The sequence below is a fragment of the Chryseobacterium shigense genome, from assembly GCF_900156575.1.
Taxonomy (GTDB): domain Bacteria; phylum Bacteroidota; class Bacteroidia; order Flavobacteriales; family Weeksellaceae; genus Chryseobacterium; species Chryseobacterium shigense.
This window is the reverse complement of sequence record NZ_FTNY01000002.1, coordinates 24,425-41,710: the sequence shown is the minus strand read 5'-3', so window position 1 is coordinate 41,710 and position 17,286 is coordinate 24,425. Positions and strand designations below refer to the sequence as shown.

Below are 17,286 nucleotides of genomic sequence, written 5' to 3'. Positions count from 1 at the left end.
TTTAATTTATGGCTTAAGCCCTGTAATCATTGATTTTTTCCTGAATTTCTTCAATGATTTTTTCGTCATCTATAGTGGATGGAATCTGAAAATCTTTCCCATCCAGTAAGGTTCTGATCAATTTTCTTAAAATTTTTCCTGACCGTGTTTTAGGTAAACGTTTGACAACCATTGCATTTTTTAGAAACGCTACAGCACCTATTTTCTCCCGGACCATACGGATAATGTCCTTTTCTACCTCTTCTTCGGTTATAGGCGAACCATTTTTTAACACAACCGCAGCAAAAGGAATCTGTCCTTTCAGCTCGTCATCGATGCCTACCACAGCGCATTCTGCCACGTCGGGATGTGACGATACGATTTCTTCCATTTCTGAAGTGGAAAGCCGGTGTCCGGCCACGTTGATCACATCATCCACTCTTCCGGTAATGAAAATATAACCGTCCTCATCCTGAATGGCGCCGTCTCCGGAAAAATAATACCCTTTGTATTGGGACAGATAGCTGCTCTGAAAACGGTCATTATCATTCCAGATGCCTAAAAGCGCGCCGGGAGGAAGTGGAAGCTTGATGATTAAGTAGCCTTCTTGGTGAGCATCAAGTTCATATCCATTCTCATCAAAAATTTTAATGTCATATCCCGGAATAGGCTTTCCGGCAGAAGCTCTTTTGATTTTATACTGATCGTCTAAAGTCATTAAACCTAGCATAGGCCAGCCGGATTCGGTCTGCCACCAGTGATCGATAGCAGGAACTCCAATGTGTTCAGCAAACCAGTCCAATGTCGCGACATCACATCTTTCACCAGCCAGAAACTGTTTTTTAAAATGGGAGAGATCATATTTTTTAACTAATTCTCCGTTCGGATCTTCTTTTTTAATGGCTCTGATAGCGGTAGGTGCTGTAAACATCGTAGAAACTTTATATTCTGAAATAATTCTCCAGAACGTACCTGCATCGGGGGTCATAATAGGTTTTCCTTCAAAAATAATCGTTGTATTCCGGTTGATGAGCGGACCGTAGACGCTGAAACTGTGCCCGACTGCCCATCCGAAATCAGACGCTGCCCAGTAGGTTTCGCCTGGTTTCACCCCATAAATGTATTTCATTGAAAATTTCAGGGCGGTTGCGTAGCCTCCGGTATCCCGTACGATTCCTTTTGGTTTTCCTGTGGTTCCTGAGGTGTAAAGCAAATACAAAGGATGGGTAGATTCTACTGCAATACAATCGGCAGGTTTTGATTTTTGTACTAATTCTTCATAGTCAATGAGCCCTTCAAACATTTCGTGCTGATTATCTACTAGTTTCCTGTTGTAAACAATAATGTGGTCTACTTTATCCTGTGCCAGTTCAATAGCTTTTTCAACAAGCGGTAAATAGGGAATTCTTCTCGCTATTTCTACGCCTGCGGTGGCTGTGATTAAAGCTTTTGGTTTACAATCATCGATTCTCACGACCAGTTCATGCGGAGCAAAACCTCCGAAAACCACGTTATGAATCACTCCAATCCTTGCGCAGGCCAGCATTGCAAAAAGAGTTTGCGGAATCATAGGCATATAAATAACGGCTGTATCGCCTTTTTTTAACCCCAATGAAACAAGACCTCCGGCAAATTTTGAAATTTCCTCTTTAGCCTGGTTAAAAGTATACGTTTGCTTCTGATTGGTAACGGGGGAATCGTAGATGATCGCTGGCTGCTCTCCGAAACCGTCTTCAATGTGTTTGTCAATACAGAGATGGCATATGTTGAGTTTTCCGTCAGCATACCACTGCGGATAATCATTTTTATCTTGAGAAAGAATCTGTTCCGGAAACTGAAACCAATCTATTTCTTTGGCTTGTTCTTTCCAAAAATGTTCTTTGTCTTCTATGCTTTGTTTAAACAGAATATCTGTATCCATAGTAATTTTTGTGTTTCATGTTGATATCGTCATTGTGAAAAAGAAGGTGATGTACATTTAAAAATCTTATTATTTATAAGAATGATGAGAGATTGCTTCGCTTCGCTCGCAATGACGGCGTGTGTTATTGACTTAATATCCAGTATAAGTATCGTTCCAAGTCTCGTGTCTGATATCTAAATCCCGCTACCCAAACATCTCCTCAATCTGCTGCATCAGTTTTTTAATGGAATATGGCTTTGTTACATAGGCGTCAGCTCCCATTTTCAGTCCTTTTTCAATGTCTTTAGGATTGTTTTTAGCACTCAGAAATATGACTTTTGTGTCTTTCAGTTTTTCCTCTTTTTTAATGGCTTCCAGGGCGCTGTATCCATCCAGGTTGGGCATCATAATGTCAAGGAGGATCACGTCCGGAACCATGGTTTTAAGAAAGTCCAGGACTTCGGTTCCGTCTCTTGCAATATATACGTCATAGCCGTTTTTCTTAAAACTGTATTCAAGTGACATGAGTATCTTGTGTTCGTCATCGGCAATAATTATCTTTCTCATAGAAGGTTATTGGTTGTGTTCAACTTCATTTCGGATTTCATTTTTTATATTGTAAGGAATGCTTATCGTAAAAGTTACACCCAGACCGCTGTTTTCTGCTTTTATTGTTCCGAAGTGAGCCTGAACAATCTTTTTGGAAATCGCCAATCCGAGTCCGCTTCCTGTAGGTTTTAGAATATTTTGATTTTTAGACTGATAAAACTTGTCAAAGATCATTTCCAGATCCTCTTCAGGAATATGTCTTCCGGTGTTGAAAATGCTGATGATGAGGTGGTTTTCTTTTTCGGAGAACTTGGTTTGTATGGTTCCTTGTTCATCAGTGAATTTTAGAGCGTTTCCGAGAATATTCTGGAAAAGCTGAATCATTCTTGCTTCGTCATGCTCAAATACGGTTTGATTCAAAAGGTTAACTTCGCTTAAATGAAGATCCTTCTGATGGATCAGGTGAAGGAGTGGATTTAAAGCTTTTTTATACGTTTCAAGAATGTTATTGTCTTTGATATTTAACACAATTTCACCATGTTGCAGTTGATCCAGATAAAGAATATCATTGATAATTTCGCTCAGTCTGTCAGATTCCGTGATGATATTATTTAAAAATTCCTGTTTGATGTCCAGTGGAATATCGTCATCGTCTGCTAAAATTTCTCCTGCTGAACGGATGGCGGTGATAGGAGTCCTTAATTCATGGGCAACGGAATCTAAAAAGTCATCTTTCTGGCGGTCTTTAACGATCAGGTTTTCATTGGCTGTTCTCAGGTCATCAGAAAGTTTTTGCAATTCTTCAGACTGTTCTGTCAGCTTTTTATTGAGGGTAATATTTTCTTTGGATTCCTCTAAAATATTTAAAACTTCCTTTAATGATATTTTATCCTCTTTGGTCACGCCTTCAATCAGGATTTTTGCCGATGCAGTTCCGATTCTTCCTGCCAGAAGATTTTCTGAAAATTTGATAAACCTTGAATCTGCAGTTTCAGTTTTAGAATCGATATTATATTTCAAATTAAAAATTCTTAAAGCCTGCTCAGTTTTATTTTTCCCTAAAAATCTTTCCAGGATATTTTTAATGTCTGATACATAGGCGGTTCCGCGCCAGATGAATGCATTCTCGTGATTTTGGATGTGCTTATCAATATCCACATACAATTCTGCAAAATTTCTTTCCCTGTAATTTCCCTTCACGCTTACAGAAATAATGGTGAAAAGCGAGGTATTCACCAAGGTCGACCAGAAGAAGATTTCCGGGATACTGCTTAAAAAAGAAATATTAAAGAATCCGAAAACGTCATATATTTCCTGGATAATCCCCTTGAATTCCTGATTATAAGAAAAGTAATACTGAGGAATAATTAGCCCGAAATAGCAGATTGCCAATCCTGCAAGCAGTCCTGCTACAGCGCCTTTGTAACTTCCTCTCCTCCAGAATATCGCTCCGAAAAAAGAAGGAGCCAGCTGGGCAATGACAACAAATGAGATCAAACCTACAGAATCCAGCGATGTTTTCAGAATGAAATATTTATAGAAGGCAAACGCCATGATAATCAGTGCGAAAATGCTGAATTTCCTGATATTCGTAATATTTCTTGTATTCTGAACCTCATTATCAGATTTGAATTTCCCCAATAAACCGTATGGAATGATAAGATTATTGGAGAGCATGATGGATAAAGTGATCGCAGAAATAATGATCATGGAAATGCATGAGCTCAATCCGCCAAGGAATACAAAAACAGTGATCAGAGTATTGTCAAAATGCTGTGGGATCAAAATAGAGTAGAACTCCGGATTGACCTTTTGTCCATCGAAAATAAGTCTTCCGCCCCATGCAATAGGAAAGATGAAGATGGTAAAAATCAATAAGTAAAGCGGAAAAAACCAGATCGCCGTTTTGATGTGCTTTTCCTGTCTGTTTTCGATGATAGCTGTGTGAAACTGTCTAGGGAGGATGCAAATGGCTGTAGCGGAAATCATGCAGAGAACCATCCAGTTCATCGCGCCCTCGATTCCGTTGAATGTATTTTTTTCTTTAAAATCTTCAAATCGGCTGGCTTTCTCATAGATATCCGAAAAACCATCAAATACGAAGTAAATAACGAATATCCCCAGAATAATGATAAAGAAAAGCTTTAGGAAACTCTCCAGAGCAATCGCCGAAATAATTCCTAAACGTTTTTCCGAAGCATCCACATATCTGGTCCCATAATAGGAGGAAAACAAAGCAATCAGAATAACGACAAATGTTGCGTTATCAGTCAGTATATTGTTGGATATCGAAGTTTCCGTCACCAAGTGAAAGGTTTCGGAAATCGCTTTGATCTGAAGTCCGATATAAGGAACAATGGCCAGCAGACAGACGATCGTGATTATCGCACTGAAGCTTCTGCTGTTTCCGTATCTTAAGGAAATGAAATCCGCAAGACTACTGATTTTGTTAATTCTTGATATTCTTACGATTTTCGTATTGATGTAGATCCATGCAGGAATGATCATAATCGGTCCGATGTAAATGGGAAGATAATTTAGTCCGCTTGTTGCTGCGACACCAATACTTCCGTAGTAGGTCCAGGCTGTACAGTACACGGCCAGAGACAGCGCGTAGATGTAAGGATTATTGATCCATCGCTTACTTTTCTTCTTCTCTGCCAGGTGGGCAACTAAGAACAAAAGAGCGAGATAGATTAAGACCACAACAAATAATGCGAAACTACTCATCATACTTTTTTACGATTACAAAAGAAATAATGATGGAGATCATCCAGACCGCAAACAGATAGATCAGAATCATTGGGTAGCCAAAAACATTTTTTTCACTGTTGAAAAGCAGTGAAATAGGGATGCTGAAAGCCATCATCAGTCCGATACTCAGGATAATCAGTTTTTGTTCGTGTCTTTTTTTCATAAATGATATTGGATCAATGATAATTAATAAACTGAAGATATAGTATCCATCATTATCAATTATCATTGATCTTTTGAAAATTAAATCTTATCGTCCGAATACTCTCCTGTCAGCGAATAATAGCCGAAAATGGCCAGTCCGCCAGAGATAATCGGCATCAGTACAAATAAGATGATGATCCCGAATACCAGATCTTCCTGCTTTCCTGAAGTGATTTTTGGAATTCCAAGAACCGTTGTTCCGAAATATCCTACCACCAGGGCTATTGCAATCCAGAGTAGGCCTAATATTTTTTTGATTCCGTTCATTTTAGTAGTTTTAAAATTAGTAAAAAATTAAGTGATTTGCTATCTAATCGTGAATATTATTATTCTTATTTTTAAGATAAAATAATCCGATGATCAGACAGACTGCGGCAACTCCAATCGGATACCAAAGTCCTTCCAGATACCACGTAGGGTGTCCTGCATCTTTTCCCTGAGTAACCAGATACGTGGCCACTGCCGGAAGAAGTCCCCCGAATACTCCGTTTCCGATATGATAAGGGAGTGACATCGAGGTGTAACGGATTCTTACCGGGAACATTTCAACAAGAAAAGCAGCGATCGGGCCGTAAACCATGGTTACAAAAATCACCTGAAGGAAAACCAGAAACACCAGATACCATCTTGTATCATTGCTCAGTGTGATTGATTTTGTGACTTTGGGCTCTTCTGCTTTTCCGTCTTTCATCACAGGACCGGCTGCAGACCAGTGTACAATGCTGTCTTTTTTGATGAAAGTTCCGTCTGTGTAGGTAGTTTCTTTGTGAAAGGTAATTAAGCTGTCTGATGCAAGGTCTTTATGAATGGCGGCGCTTCTTGTCTCTTTGATCCCGTCGCTTGCAACCGTTTTAGCTTCAATATTGACACTTTTATACATGCTGTCATAAATCGGTCTGTAGGCTAAAATAGCCACCAGCATACCGGTCATCATGATTGCTTTTCGTCCGATCTTATCGGAGAGCCAGCCGAAAAATACGAAGAACGGAGTTCCCATCAGCAGGGCAGTCGCCATTAAATAATCCACCTGCATCGAATCTATATTCATTACTTTCTGAAGGAAACTCATGGCGTAGAATTGTCCGGTATACCAGATCACACCCTGACCCATTGCAGCGCCGAATAGCGCTAATAAGACGAATTTGAAATTGAATTTATTTCCGAAGCTTTCTTTTAATGGATTTTTAGAGGTTTTTCCTTCACTTTTAGCCTTTGCAAAAAGCGGAGATTCTTTCATGTTTTTTCTGATGAAATATGATACTCCCACCATTAAAATTGAAATCCAGAACGGAACTCTCCATCCCCAGGAATCAAATTCTGCTGCAGATAACGTGTTTTTAGTAATTAAAATCACAATTAATGAAATGAAAAGTCCTGCAGTAGCCGTCGTCTGAATCCATGATGTCCAGTAACCTCTTCTGTGCGGCTGCGCATATTCTGCAACATAGGTTGCTGCACCTCCATATTCTCCTCCCAATGCCAAGCCCTGTAAAAGTCTTAAAATTAAAACTAAAACCGGCGCCATAAATCCGATGGTTTCGTATCCCGGAATACATCCGATCAGGAAAGTAGAAAATCCCATGATCAGAAGAGTCACAAGGAATGTGTATTTTCTTCCGATAATGTCGCCTAATCTTCCGAAGAATAAAGCTCCGAAAGGCCTTACTACAAATCCGGCTGCAAAAGTAGCCAGTGTAGATAAAAAGGCTGCAGTAGGATTGTCAGCAGGGAAAAACTTGGTCGCTAAAACGATCGCTAAGCTACCAAAAATATAAAAGTCATACCATTCTATCAGAGTACCGAGGGATGAGGCAGTGATCACGCTCCAGATGGTGCGGTTCTTCTGCCGTTCGGTCATATTCTCGTAGTTTTCGTGGTGATTGTCGCTCATGTTGATTGGTTTTTGATGTTAATGAATTAAGATATTAAGTTCATCCTGGGGTTAAAGGTAAATTTGGAACTGTACAATGAATTCGCCTTTTGAGGAAGGGCTTTCCGTTGGACTGGTGTAGATGGGTCTTGTAGAATACTGAGTGGTAATCTTGGCATGATGCCCGTCTATAAACCAGTTAGCCCCTACGTCGAATTGGGAAGACGGCTTATCGAGGGCTTCAAAACTTTTATGGGTATACGCCGCGAAAGGCTGTATTCTGATCTTTGGTTTCTCTGCCTGGCTTGGAAGCAATAATCCGGCCTGGGCATATACTACATTCCCTGTTCCTATCATCGGTTGTAGATTTCCAGGACCTGCAATAGCTCTGTTTCCTGCAAAATTGGGATCATTGGCTGCAATATTCATCGTTCCCAGATTTCTTATGTAGTTAGGACCGAAATTGTAGTTATAATATCCGGCATAGGCTGAAACGGCCATCTTGTGCTTGGCATTTCCCAAAGGAATATCTGCAAATGCATCCACTGCTACGAGTGTAATATCATGTTTTTCAATATTGGAATTAATAGAAGTTCTTGTCCCATCAGCCTGATGGTAAAAACCGGCCCCTATATTGAACACTTTCTTGGTTCCTAAATACGAGCCCACTTTGAAAGGAAGTGTATTGGATTCTTCATCAAGAAACTGATATTCAACATAGCCTGCTTTAGAAAAGCTTGGATTTCCATTATTGTCAACAGCTGCAGCTCTTGAAGGATCTGTAACATTGACCGGGACCAGGTCTGTTGCGAAAGGTTTATTCAGACTGAAACGGTATTCCAGTTTCCCATACTTTCCTTTAGCAAACATCCCGAGCTGTCTTGCAAATTGATCGGAATTGTCAATCAAAGGCCATGAGAAAATAGGAGAGTCTACCGTAAGGAAATTAAGGGTTGAAGCCATCGTCATACGGGAAAGTCCCATGTAGTAATGAAGGCCTGCCCCTAAAGATAAACTGAATTTTCCCGCTTCTCCAGGTAAAATAACTGCGTACTCATTCCACGCATCATGAAAAAACAACTGAGGTTTCTTACCGTTTCCGTAACCTCCTGTTCCTGTGGCGCCTGTAGCTCCGCCATTGATGAAGGTTTGGTTATTGATCCCGAAATGGGCAAGGATCATGTATCTTTTAGAGATTTGCGCATACATTAAAGCGCGCAATCTTCTGTTTCCAAGACTCCAGGAATTGTCAGTAGCTTCTCCGCCAACCATACTTCCCGGGTTCATTTGGGTATTCCTGAGCCAGAACTGGTCCCACAATATAAATCTGATGTACTTATCTCCTTCAGGATTGAGGTTTATTTTTAATCCGCCTCCGTAATCAGGAGAACCCTGTCCGTATAAAGAACTGCTTATTAAGGCTAATCCAATAAATGAAAGTAATTTCTTCATAAATTATCAATTTTTGGCGTTGTTTTTTGTGAATGCCAAATTGTAATTAATAATTTATTTACAAAAATTTAATATATATTAGTGGTAATGGTATAGTTTTTTGTAACCGACTGGTTTTTAGTCGCGATTTATTAGATTTGAATTACGGATTTTAGCGTTAGAAAGCCTGAGTGTTGGACAGTGAATGTGTCAGGATAAAGTTGTGAGTTGAGTTTTGATTAATAAATGACAGGTGCCTGGTGGCTGAGGCTCCCGAAGCTACCACTCCTAATGTCTAAAATCTAAGATCTGAAATCTGATGTCTTGTATCTTGCTGTAGTGTCTCAATTACTTCTTAAATCTCTCCCATTTAATCAGCATATACTTATCCGCAAATTGAGTAATGATAAGTCCTGAATTTTTGATGTTTTCTTCCTTCGCGATATATTCAATCAATTCATTCTGTTTTAATATTTTATAAACAGGATGGAATTCAGAATGAGGAGGTCTTGTGATGTTGTATTTTTTGATCCAGGAGCTGATCGTGACGTGGGAGACCCCAATGATTCTTTCTATTTCACGGAAACTTAAGCCTTCAAGATACAGCTGAAGCGCTTTGGTGACATAGTAGTCATCGATCTGTTTCCCCATTTTTTTTACGGTAAAATAATACTTGCAGTCTTTGCAGAGAAAACGTTGTTTTTCGTTGATAATTCCGCTTTTGACGATCTTATCGCCGCCGCATTTTGGGCACTTGTTTTCCATAGCTATATGTTTTTAGCAAATATATAATAATTTAGCAAATTTATATTTTATTGTAAAGATAAAATTACCTGTTTATTTCTTCAAATCAAAAAAAATATCTTTTTAATTTGGTTTTTAAAGTTATTATGCTTTAAATTTGCCAAAAAAATTAGATAAATAAATGGAAATAGAAATTTCCTCATGCGAACATCTAATGTATGTGAGTGAAATACAGCAGGAAATGTATGATTCTGCACAGCGAAGAGGAACGGGGATCGCAAAACGTTCCATCGAATATTTAACGAAAAAGATTTCAGAGGGTAATGCTGTGGTTGCTACTGAAAATGGCGAATGGGTCGGGTTCTGCTACATTGAGACATGGTCGCATGGTCAGTTTGTAGCCAACTCCGGACTTATTGTATCTCCGAATTACAGGAACAGAGGAGTAGCCACTTTGATCAAGAATAAGGTTTTCCAGCTATCTAGAGAAAAATATCCCAATGCAAAGGTATTTGGGTTGACCACAGGACTTGCCGTCATGAAAATTAACAGTGATCTGGGTTACAAGCCGGTCATCTATTCTGAATTGACTCAGGATGAAGAATTTTGGAGCGGGTGTAAGAACTGTGTGAATTATGAGATTTTAATGAAAAAGGAACGTAAAAATTGTCTGTGTACAGCGATGCTTTTCGTTCCTGACAATAATAATAAAGTAAACGGGACTGAAATTCAGCAGTCCGAAATTGATGATTACAATGGAGAAAAAGAAAGTAGTCTTAGCGTTTAGCGGAGGTTTGGATACCTCTTACTGTGCTAAATATCTTAGTGAAACACTGGGGTATGAAGTGTATGCAGTCACTGTAAATACCGGAGGTTTTTCAAAAGAAGAAGAAAAGGAACTGGAGAAAAAAGCCTTTAATCTTGGGGCTAAAGAATACAGGTGCGTAGATGCTCAGGAAGATTACTATAACTCTTGTGTAAAGTATCTGATCTTCGGAAATGTGCTGAAAAACAATACTTATCCGTTATCTGTAAGCGCTGAGCGAACCGTTCAGGCGCAGGAAATAGCAAAGTATGCCATTGAAACCGGTGCTGATGCTATTGCGCACGGAAGTACAGGGGCTGGAAATGATCAGGTTCGTTTTGATTTGATTTTTCAGGTAATGTGTCCGGAAGTAGAGATCATTACACCGATCCGCGATATGAGTCTGTCCCGTGAAGAAGAAATTGAATTTCTGAAAAGCCATGGGTATGAAATGGAGTTTCACAAAGCACAATATTCAGTCAATAAAGGACTTTGGGGAACATCCGTTGGAGGAAAGGAAACATTAACATCCCGAAATTGTCTTCCGGAAGAAGCTTTTCCATCCCAAATTAAAGAAACTCAGCCTTCAGAACTGGAGATTGAATTTAAAAACGGTGAGGTTATAGCGGTAAACGGAGAAAATTTTGAACATCCCGTGAAGGCGATTCAAAAAATTGAAGAACTGGCTTCAGCTTATGGGATCGGTCGTGATATTCATGTTGGAGATACTATTGTGGGAATTAAGGGAAGAGTAGGATTTGAGGCAGCGGCGGCATCAGTGATCATCAAGGCACACCATTTATTGGAAAAACACACGCTTTCAAAATATCAGCAGGTGATGAAGTCTCAGCTTTCCGACTGGTATGGAAACTGGCTTCATGAAGCATTATTCCTGGATCCTGTGATGAGAAATATTGAATCTTTCTTAATCGATTCTCAGGAAACGGTCAGTGGAAAAGTATTTGTCACCCTTCATCCATACAGGTTTGTTTTAAACGGAATTGAATCCAAGCACGATCTGATGTCTGATAAATTCGGAAGCTACGGCGAAGCCAACAGAGCCTGGACAGGAGAAGATGTAAAAGGATACACAAAAATTGTAAGCAATTCCTTAAACATTTACCACCAGATCAATTCAAAATAAAAAACTTCAGTTAAGGAACTCTAAATAAAGATTTATAAGTAAAGAGTTCATACGGAACGATTTACCCAAGGATAGGACGCAGTCCTATCAATAAAAACGATTTATCCAAGAATAGGATGAAATCCTATCAATCATAATCAAATCATCATATCATTAAAAATATGAAAAAAGCAGGAATTGTAGGCGCCAACGGCTACACAGGGAGCGAATTGGTCCGTGTGCTGGCTTTTCATCCCAATGTGTCATTGAGTTTTTTATATAGCCGTTCCAATTCGGGGACAAAAATTTCAGATTTGTACCCGGATTTAACGGCAGTTTGTGAGCAGGTTTTAACGGATGAGCCGAAAGAGGTGGATATTTTATTTTTGTGTCTTCCTCATAAGGAGAGTCAGAATTGGCTTATTAAAAATTCAGTAAAGGAAGATACTTTAGTTATTGATCTTGGAAATGATTTCCGTTTGGACGGAAGTTTGGGAAACAGAAATTTTATCTACGGACTTCCTGAAATCAATAAAAAAAACCTGGAAGGTGCAAAAAGTATCGCCAATCCGGGATGTTTTGCCACAGCGATTCAGCTCGCTCTTCTTCCATTAGCTGAAAAGGGTTGGTTGAATGAAGTGTACACGACGGGGATTACAGGTTCTACGGGTGCAGGCCAGTCTTTGCAGGCAACGACACATTTTACCTGGAGGAATGATAATATTTCGGCATACAAGACGCTGACGCATCAACATGTGGATGAGATTTTACAGCAGTTAGTTTCGTTTAATCATAAAGATATCAGTCTGAATTTTGTTCCATGGAGAGGAGATTTTGCAAGAGGAATTTTTACAAGTTCTACAGTGAAAACAGATTTAGTACTTTCAGATATCGTTCAGTTGTATCAGGATTTTTATGAAGAAGAGCCTTTTGTGAAGGTAAGTGAAAATGCAATTGATTTAAAGCAGGTTGTCAATACCAATCGCTGTGTGATTCATATAGAAAAGAGTGGGAATGTAGCGGTCATTCACTCAGCGATTGACAATTTGTTAAAGGGAGCCTCCGGACAGGCGGTACAAAACATGAATATTGCGATGGGCTGGGAAGAAAGCCTGGGACTGAACTTAAAGCCTGTAGCATTTTAAAAAAGTGAATGGTTAATAAGGTGAATGGTCAATAAGTCAATTGTGAAATGTGAAATGTGAAATGTGAATTGAAAAACAGAAATATTCGACTTAGGAAAATGGAGCGTTAAGAAAAATAGTTTTGTGAACGTTAAGAAAATTCTACTGTTCGAAGCGCGAGACAAATTTCGAATCGAAGAACAAATGTCAAATTAGCGCAGGTTTTAGAATTTTTAGAGAACAAAAATATTTTTTAGCGGAAGTTTCCAGTCTTGAACTTTTGTTTCTTTTGTTTGACTACGTCGAATCTTCGATTTCAAGACAAAAGAAATTAATTAAAACAAAAAAAATGAATTTATTCAACGTATATCCATTATTCAACATAAATCCGGTAAAAGCCCAGGGCTCATTTCTTTGGGACGATAAAGGAGAAAAATATCTTGATTTTTACGGAGGTCATGCAGTGATTTCCATCGGACATAATCATCCGCACTATCAAACTCAATTAAAAGAGCAACTGGAGAAAATATCTTTCTATTCAAACTCGGTTCAGAATGAATTGCAGACTGAGCTGGCTGATAAATTAGGGAAACTTTCAGGCTATGAAGATTACAACCTTTTTCTATGCAATTCAGGAGCTGAAGCCAATGAAAACGCATTGAAACTAGCCTCTTTCCATAACGGTAAAAGTAAAGTGCTTTATTTCTCAGGATCCTTCCACGGAAGAACTTCTGCGGCGGTTTCTGTAACAGATAATCCAAAAATTGTTGCTGCGGTTAATTTTTCTGAAAGATTTATTAAGTCTGAATGGAATGATATCCAACAGCTTGAAGAGATCTTTGAAACTGAGGGAAGTGAAATTTCATCCGTCATTATTGAAGGAATTCAGGGAGTAGGCGGAATTATGATCCCGACGGCGGAATTTTTATCCAAAATTAAAGAACTGTGTGAAAGATATGACGCAGCTTTGATTCTGGATGAAGTGCAGTCAGGATACGGAAGAAGCGGATATTTCTTTGCCCATCAGGAATTTGGTATCCAACCGGATATGATCACGACAGCCAAAGGAATGGGAAATGGTTTCCCGATCGGAGGTGTCCTGATTCACCCTAAGTTTCAGGCAAGCAATGGTTTGCTGGGAACAACTTTCGGAGGGAATCACTTAGCCTGTGTTGCTGCCATTGCGGTTTTGGATGTTATGAAAAAGGAAGGTCTGATAGCAAATGCTCAGAAAATGGGTGATTATATTGAAAACGAAATTAAAGATTTTCCCCATATTAAATCCATTCGAAGGAAAGGATTAATGATTGGAGTAGAGCTGGATCAGGACTGTTCAGAAGTGAGGAAAAGTCTATTGTACGATCATCACATTTTTACAGGAAATTCCAATGATAAAAGTGTATTGAGGATCCTTCCGGCTCTTACTATCGGCAAAGAAGAAACAGATCTTTTTGTCGGTGCTTTAAAAGAAGTTTTAGATAAGATTTAAACCAAAAAAGTTACAAAAGATATAAACACTTTAGTAATGGTAAAGAAACTACTAAGCGCTTAAGAAGAACACTTGAGTTTTCTGAAAACCTTTGATTTTCATCTTATGTGAACTTAAATATACACAATCATTTTAAGGTTACTTATGTGTTCTAATGTGTTTAAATGAAAAAAAATTTGTGTTTAAGAGTATCACAAGTAATTAAAAAATTCATCAAATGAAAAAATTCACCTCTGTAAGCGACGTAAAAAACTTACAGGAAATTATAAAGAAAGCGTTACAAATTAAAGAAAATCCTCATTCCGAAACAGAGAAAGGAAAGGGGAAAACTATAGGCCTGGTATTTTTAAATTCAAGTTTAAGAACACGTTTAAGCAGTCAGATCGCCGCACAGAATTTAGGATTGAATGTCCTGACTTTAAATGCAGCCCAGGAAGCCTGGAATCTTGAATTTGCAGACGGAGCCGTAATGAATGGCGATACCGTTGAGCACATCAAAGATGCGATAGAAGTATTAAATCAATATTGCGATATCATTGCAGTACGTTGTTTTGCGGGCATGAAATCTAAGGAAGACGATGTTAACGAAAGTATCCTGAGCCAGTTTGAGCAGCATGCGAAAGTACCTGTGATTTCTCTGGAATCCGCAACGCGACACCCGCTTCAAAGTCTGGCAGACTGTATTACCATTACAGAAAACTGGAAAGAGGAACGCAAACCGAAAGTAGTTCTGACCTGGGCGCCACATATTAAGCCGATTGCTCAGGCCGTAGGAAATTCCTTTGCAGAATGGATGCAGGAAATGGACGTAGATTTTGTCATCGCCAATCCTGAAGGCTATGATCTGGATAAAAACTTCACGAAAGATATCAAAGTAATCCATAATCAGGAGGAAGCTTTAAAAGACGCTGATTTTATCTATGTAAAAAACTGGTCCTCTTTCGATGATTATGCAGTCATGCCGGAAGTAAAAGAAAGCTGGATGCTGACAGCGGAAAAGCTGAAGAACACCAACGATGCTAAAGTAATGCATTGCCTTCCTGTCCGTCGTAATGTAGAATTGAGCGATGAGGTAATGGATGGAAAAAACTCCATTATCTATCAGCAGGCCAAAAACAGAATTTTCTCTGCACAAGCCGTTTTTTCAGAAATTTTGAATGAATTGAATTCTAAATAACTGGAATTCCTTTCAATCCTTGTCAAGGTTTTAAACCTTGACAAGGATAAGAATCTCAAGAACATTTAAACCCACAAAGAGTTCCAACGGAACGATTTAACCCAAGATAGGATGGAATCCTATTAATCAAAATGAAAGAAAAATTATACATCATAAAAATAGGAGGAGCCCTGATCGATGATCCGGAGTTGCTTGACCAATTTTTAGAGCAGTTTTCTGAAATTAAAGAAAAGAAAATTCTGGTGCATGGTGGTGGAAAATTAGCAACCACTTTGGCGGATAAACTGGGTGTTGAACAGAAAATGATCAACGGAAGAAGAATTACAGATAAAGAGACGCTGGATATTGTGGCGATGGTGTATGCAGGAGGAATCAATAAAAATATTGTAGCAAAACTTCAGCAGAAAAAATGCCAGGCAATAGGCTTTTCCGGAGCGGATGCGAATTTAATTAAAGCCAAAAAAAGAGAACATGCAGAAATAGATTTCGGATTTGTGGGAGATATTGAGAAGAAAAGTGTGAACAGGAAATTGATCTCAAAATTGATTAAACTTAAACTTGTCCCGGTTTTTTCAGCGATAACTCATGATAAAAAAGGAAATCTTTTTAATACCAATGCAGATACGATTGCTTCGGTTATTGCTCAGGCTTTGTCTTCGAAATATGATGTAGAATTATTGTATTGTTTTGATAAAGAAGGGGTGTTGGAAGATGTGGAAAATCCGGAATCTGTTATTGGAAATATTTCCGAAGAAGAATTTTCGGTTTTAAAACAAGCAGGAAAATTGCATAAAGGAATTTTACCCAAACTTGAAAATGCTCTCGGAGCTGTAAAAAATAAAGTAAATAAGGTATTCTTAATTAAAGAAACCCAATTAAAAAATCATATAGAAAACCATCATGGAGGAACTGAAATCTGTTTATAGTAAAGAAGAGCTACTGAATCAGGCCGTTGAATTGCTTAAAAAACTGATTGCCACTCCTTCATTCAGTAAAGATGAATACAATACCTCCGTAGAAATTGAGAATTTCTTCAAGAAAAATCAAATTCCTACGAAACGTTTTAAAAACAACATCTGGGCAGTCAATAAAAACTTTGATGTATTGAAGCCTTCCATTTTACTGAATACCCATCATGATACAGTAAAGCCGAATAAAGCCTATACGCTGGATCCTTTTCTTCCGGTTGAGCAGGATGGAAAACTGTACGGATTGGGAAGCAATGATGCCGGAGCTTCTCTGGTATCTATGGCTCAGGTTTTTGTGCATTTTTATGAGAAAGAAGATTTAAAATATAATGTAGTGATTGCGTTGACGGCTGAGGAGGAGATTTCAGGATTTGATGGAATTGAGGCCTTATTTCCACAGCTTCCGAACATCGAGCTTGCCATTGTAGGAGAACCCACGCAGATGAATCTGGCAATCGCGGAAAAAGGACTTTTGGTCATAGATGGGGAAATGAAAGGAACTCCTTCTCACGCTGCTCATCCGAACGACGATAACTCTATTGTAAAATGTATGGAAGATCTTCAGCATATTCTGAATTTCAGATTTCCGAAGGTTTCAGATTATCTCGGGGAAGTTAAAGTGACGCTGTCTGGAATTCATGCAGGTGTTCAGCACAATGTAGTTCCGGAAGCCTGTACTTTCACTCTGGACGTCAGGGTTACCGATGAATATTCCAATAAAGAAGCTTTTGAAATCATCCAGTCCCAGATGAAATCTTCATTAACGGCCAGGTCCTTCAGATTGAATTCTTCAAAAATAGAGATGGATCACCCGTTTGTAAAGGCAGGCTTGGAAATCGGAAGGACAACCTATGGTTCACCAACGTCATCGGATCAGGCCATTATTCCATGCACCTCTGTCAAAATAGGCCCGGGTGACAGCAGGCGCTCCCACACAGCGGATGAGTACATCTATATCAAAGAGATTGAAGAAGGAATTGAGATCTATATAAGGATCTTGGAAAAAGTTTTATAAGACACAAGATTTTCAAAAGTCTGATATCTGACATCTGAAATCTATCATCTAAAAAATGTTTTAACCACGCTCAGCAGGCAGATCAAAGTTCAGTTTTTAATAAGGATTTATGCAAAAAGACAATTAAAAACGAAAACTTTTCAATGCGGAG

At 38.8% G+C, this 17,286-nt stretch carries 15 protein-coding genes; 7 read left to right on the top strand and 8 right to left on the bottom strand.

The window, feature by feature from the left end:
* Positions 1-13: 13 nt before the first annotated feature.
* The 8 genes from BW964_RS05690 to BW964_RS05655 all read right to left on the bottom strand — a co-directional run bounded on the left by BW964_RS05690 (position 14) and on the right by BW964_RS05655 (position 9,455).
* On the bottom strand, positions 14-1,900 hold the full coding sequence (locus tag BW964_RS05690; protein WP_076505564.1) for an AMP-binding protein: 1,887 nt from the start codon (positions 1,898-1,900) through the stop codon (positions 14-16).
* A 186-nt stretch (positions 1,901-2,086) separates the two neighbouring features.
* On the bottom strand, positions 2,087-2,449 hold the full coding sequence (locus BW964_RS05685; RefSeq protein WP_076505562.1) for a response regulator transcription factor: 363 nt from the start codon (positions 2,447-2,449) through the stop codon (positions 2,087-2,089).
* A 6-nt stretch (positions 2,450-2,455) separates the two neighbouring features.
* Positions 2,456-5,161, bottom strand: a complete 2,706-nt coding sequence (locus BW964_RS05680; RefSeq protein ID WP_076505560.1) for an ATP-binding protein — start codon at positions 5,159-5,161, stop codon at positions 2,456-2,458.
* Positions 5,154-5,348, bottom strand: a complete 195-nt coding sequence (locus tag BW964_RS05675) for a hypothetical protein (RefSeq protein WP_076506667.1) — start codon at positions 5,346-5,348, stop codon at positions 5,154-5,156. The genes BW964_RS05680 and BW964_RS05675 overlap by 8 nt, the downstream gene beginning before the upstream one ends.
* 80 nt (positions 5,349-5,428) lie before the next feature.
* The gene (locus BW964_RS05670) at positions 5,429-5,656 is read right to left on the bottom strand and encodes a DUF6814 family protein (protein ID WP_076505558.1); all 228 of its coding nucleotides are present in this window, start codon (positions 5,654-5,656) and stop codon (positions 5,429-5,431) included.
* Positions 5,657-5,699: 43 nt separating this feature from the next.
* Positions 5,700-7,280, bottom strand: a complete 1,581-nt coding sequence (locus BW964_RS05665) for an MFS transporter (RefSeq protein WP_076505556.1) — start codon at positions 7,278-7,280, stop codon at positions 5,700-5,702.
* Positions 7,281-7,331: 51 nt separating this feature from the next.
* Positions 7,332-8,711 (bottom strand): porin, encoded by a 1,380-nt coding sequence (locus BW964_RS05660; protein ID WP_076505554.1) that lies wholly within the window; start codon positions 8,709-8,711, stop codon positions 7,332-7,334.
* 327 nt (positions 8,712-9,038) lie between these two features.
* Positions 9,039-9,455, bottom strand: coding sequence for a transposase-like zinc-binding domain-containing protein (locus tag BW964_RS05655; RefSeq protein WP_076505553.1), 417 nt, complete (start codon positions 9,453-9,455; stop codon positions 9,039-9,041).
* A 160-nt stretch (positions 9,456-9,615) separates the two neighbouring features.
* On the opposite strand from BW964_RS05655, the gene BW964_RS05650 reads away from it, so the two are divergent.
* The 7 genes from BW964_RS05650 to BW964_RS05620 all read left to right on the top strand — a co-directional run bounded on the left by BW964_RS05650 (position 9,616) and on the right by BW964_RS05620 (position 17,135).
* Positions 9,616-10,221: a GNAT family N-acetyltransferase gene (locus BW964_RS05650; RefSeq protein WP_076505551.1), complete on the top strand. Its 606-nt coding sequence runs from the start codon at positions 9,616-9,618 to the stop codon at positions 10,219-10,221.
* Positions 10,190-11,383 (top strand): argininosuccinate synthase, encoded by a 1,194-nt coding sequence (gene argG, locus BW964_RS05645; protein WP_076505549.1) that lies wholly within the window; start codon positions 10,190-10,192, stop codon positions 11,381-11,383. The genes BW964_RS05650 and argG overlap by 32 nt, the downstream gene beginning before the upstream one ends.
* A gap of 161 nt (positions 11,384-11,544) precedes the next feature.
* Positions 11,545-12,507 carry an N-acetyl-gamma-glutamyl-phosphate reductase gene (gene argC / locus BW964_RS05640; protein WP_084175657.1) on the top strand — a complete coding sequence of 321 codons (963 nt, stop codon included), beginning with the start codon at positions 11,545-11,547 and terminating at the stop codon, positions 12,505-12,507.
* A gap of 328 nt (positions 12,508-12,835) precedes the next feature.
* A complete protein-coding gene (locus BW964_RS05635; protein ID WP_076506665.1) occupies positions 12,836-13,975 on the top strand; it encodes an aspartate aminotransferase family protein in 1,140 nt (379 codons plus the stop codon).
* Between the two features lie 217 nt (positions 13,976-14,192).
* Entirely contained in the window at positions 14,193-15,152 is a 960-nt protein-coding gene (locus BW964_RS05630) for a Rossmann-fold NAD(P)-binding domain-containing protein (RefSeq protein WP_084175654.1), read from the top strand.
* A gap of 131 nt (positions 15,153-15,283) precedes the next feature.
* Positions 15,284-16,078 carry an acetylglutamate kinase gene (gene argB, locus BW964_RS05625; RefSeq protein WP_076505545.1) on the top strand — a complete coding sequence of 265 codons (795 nt, stop codon included), beginning with the start codon at positions 15,284-15,286 and terminating at the stop codon, positions 16,076-16,078.
* Complete coding sequence (locus BW964_RS05620; protein WP_076505542.1) at positions 16,053-17,135, top strand: M20 family metallo-hydrolase; 1,083 nt, start codon at positions 16,053-16,055, stop codon at positions 17,133-17,135. The genes argB and BW964_RS05620 overlap by 26 nt, the downstream gene beginning before the upstream one ends.
* Positions 17,136-17,286 lie beyond the last annotated feature (151 nt).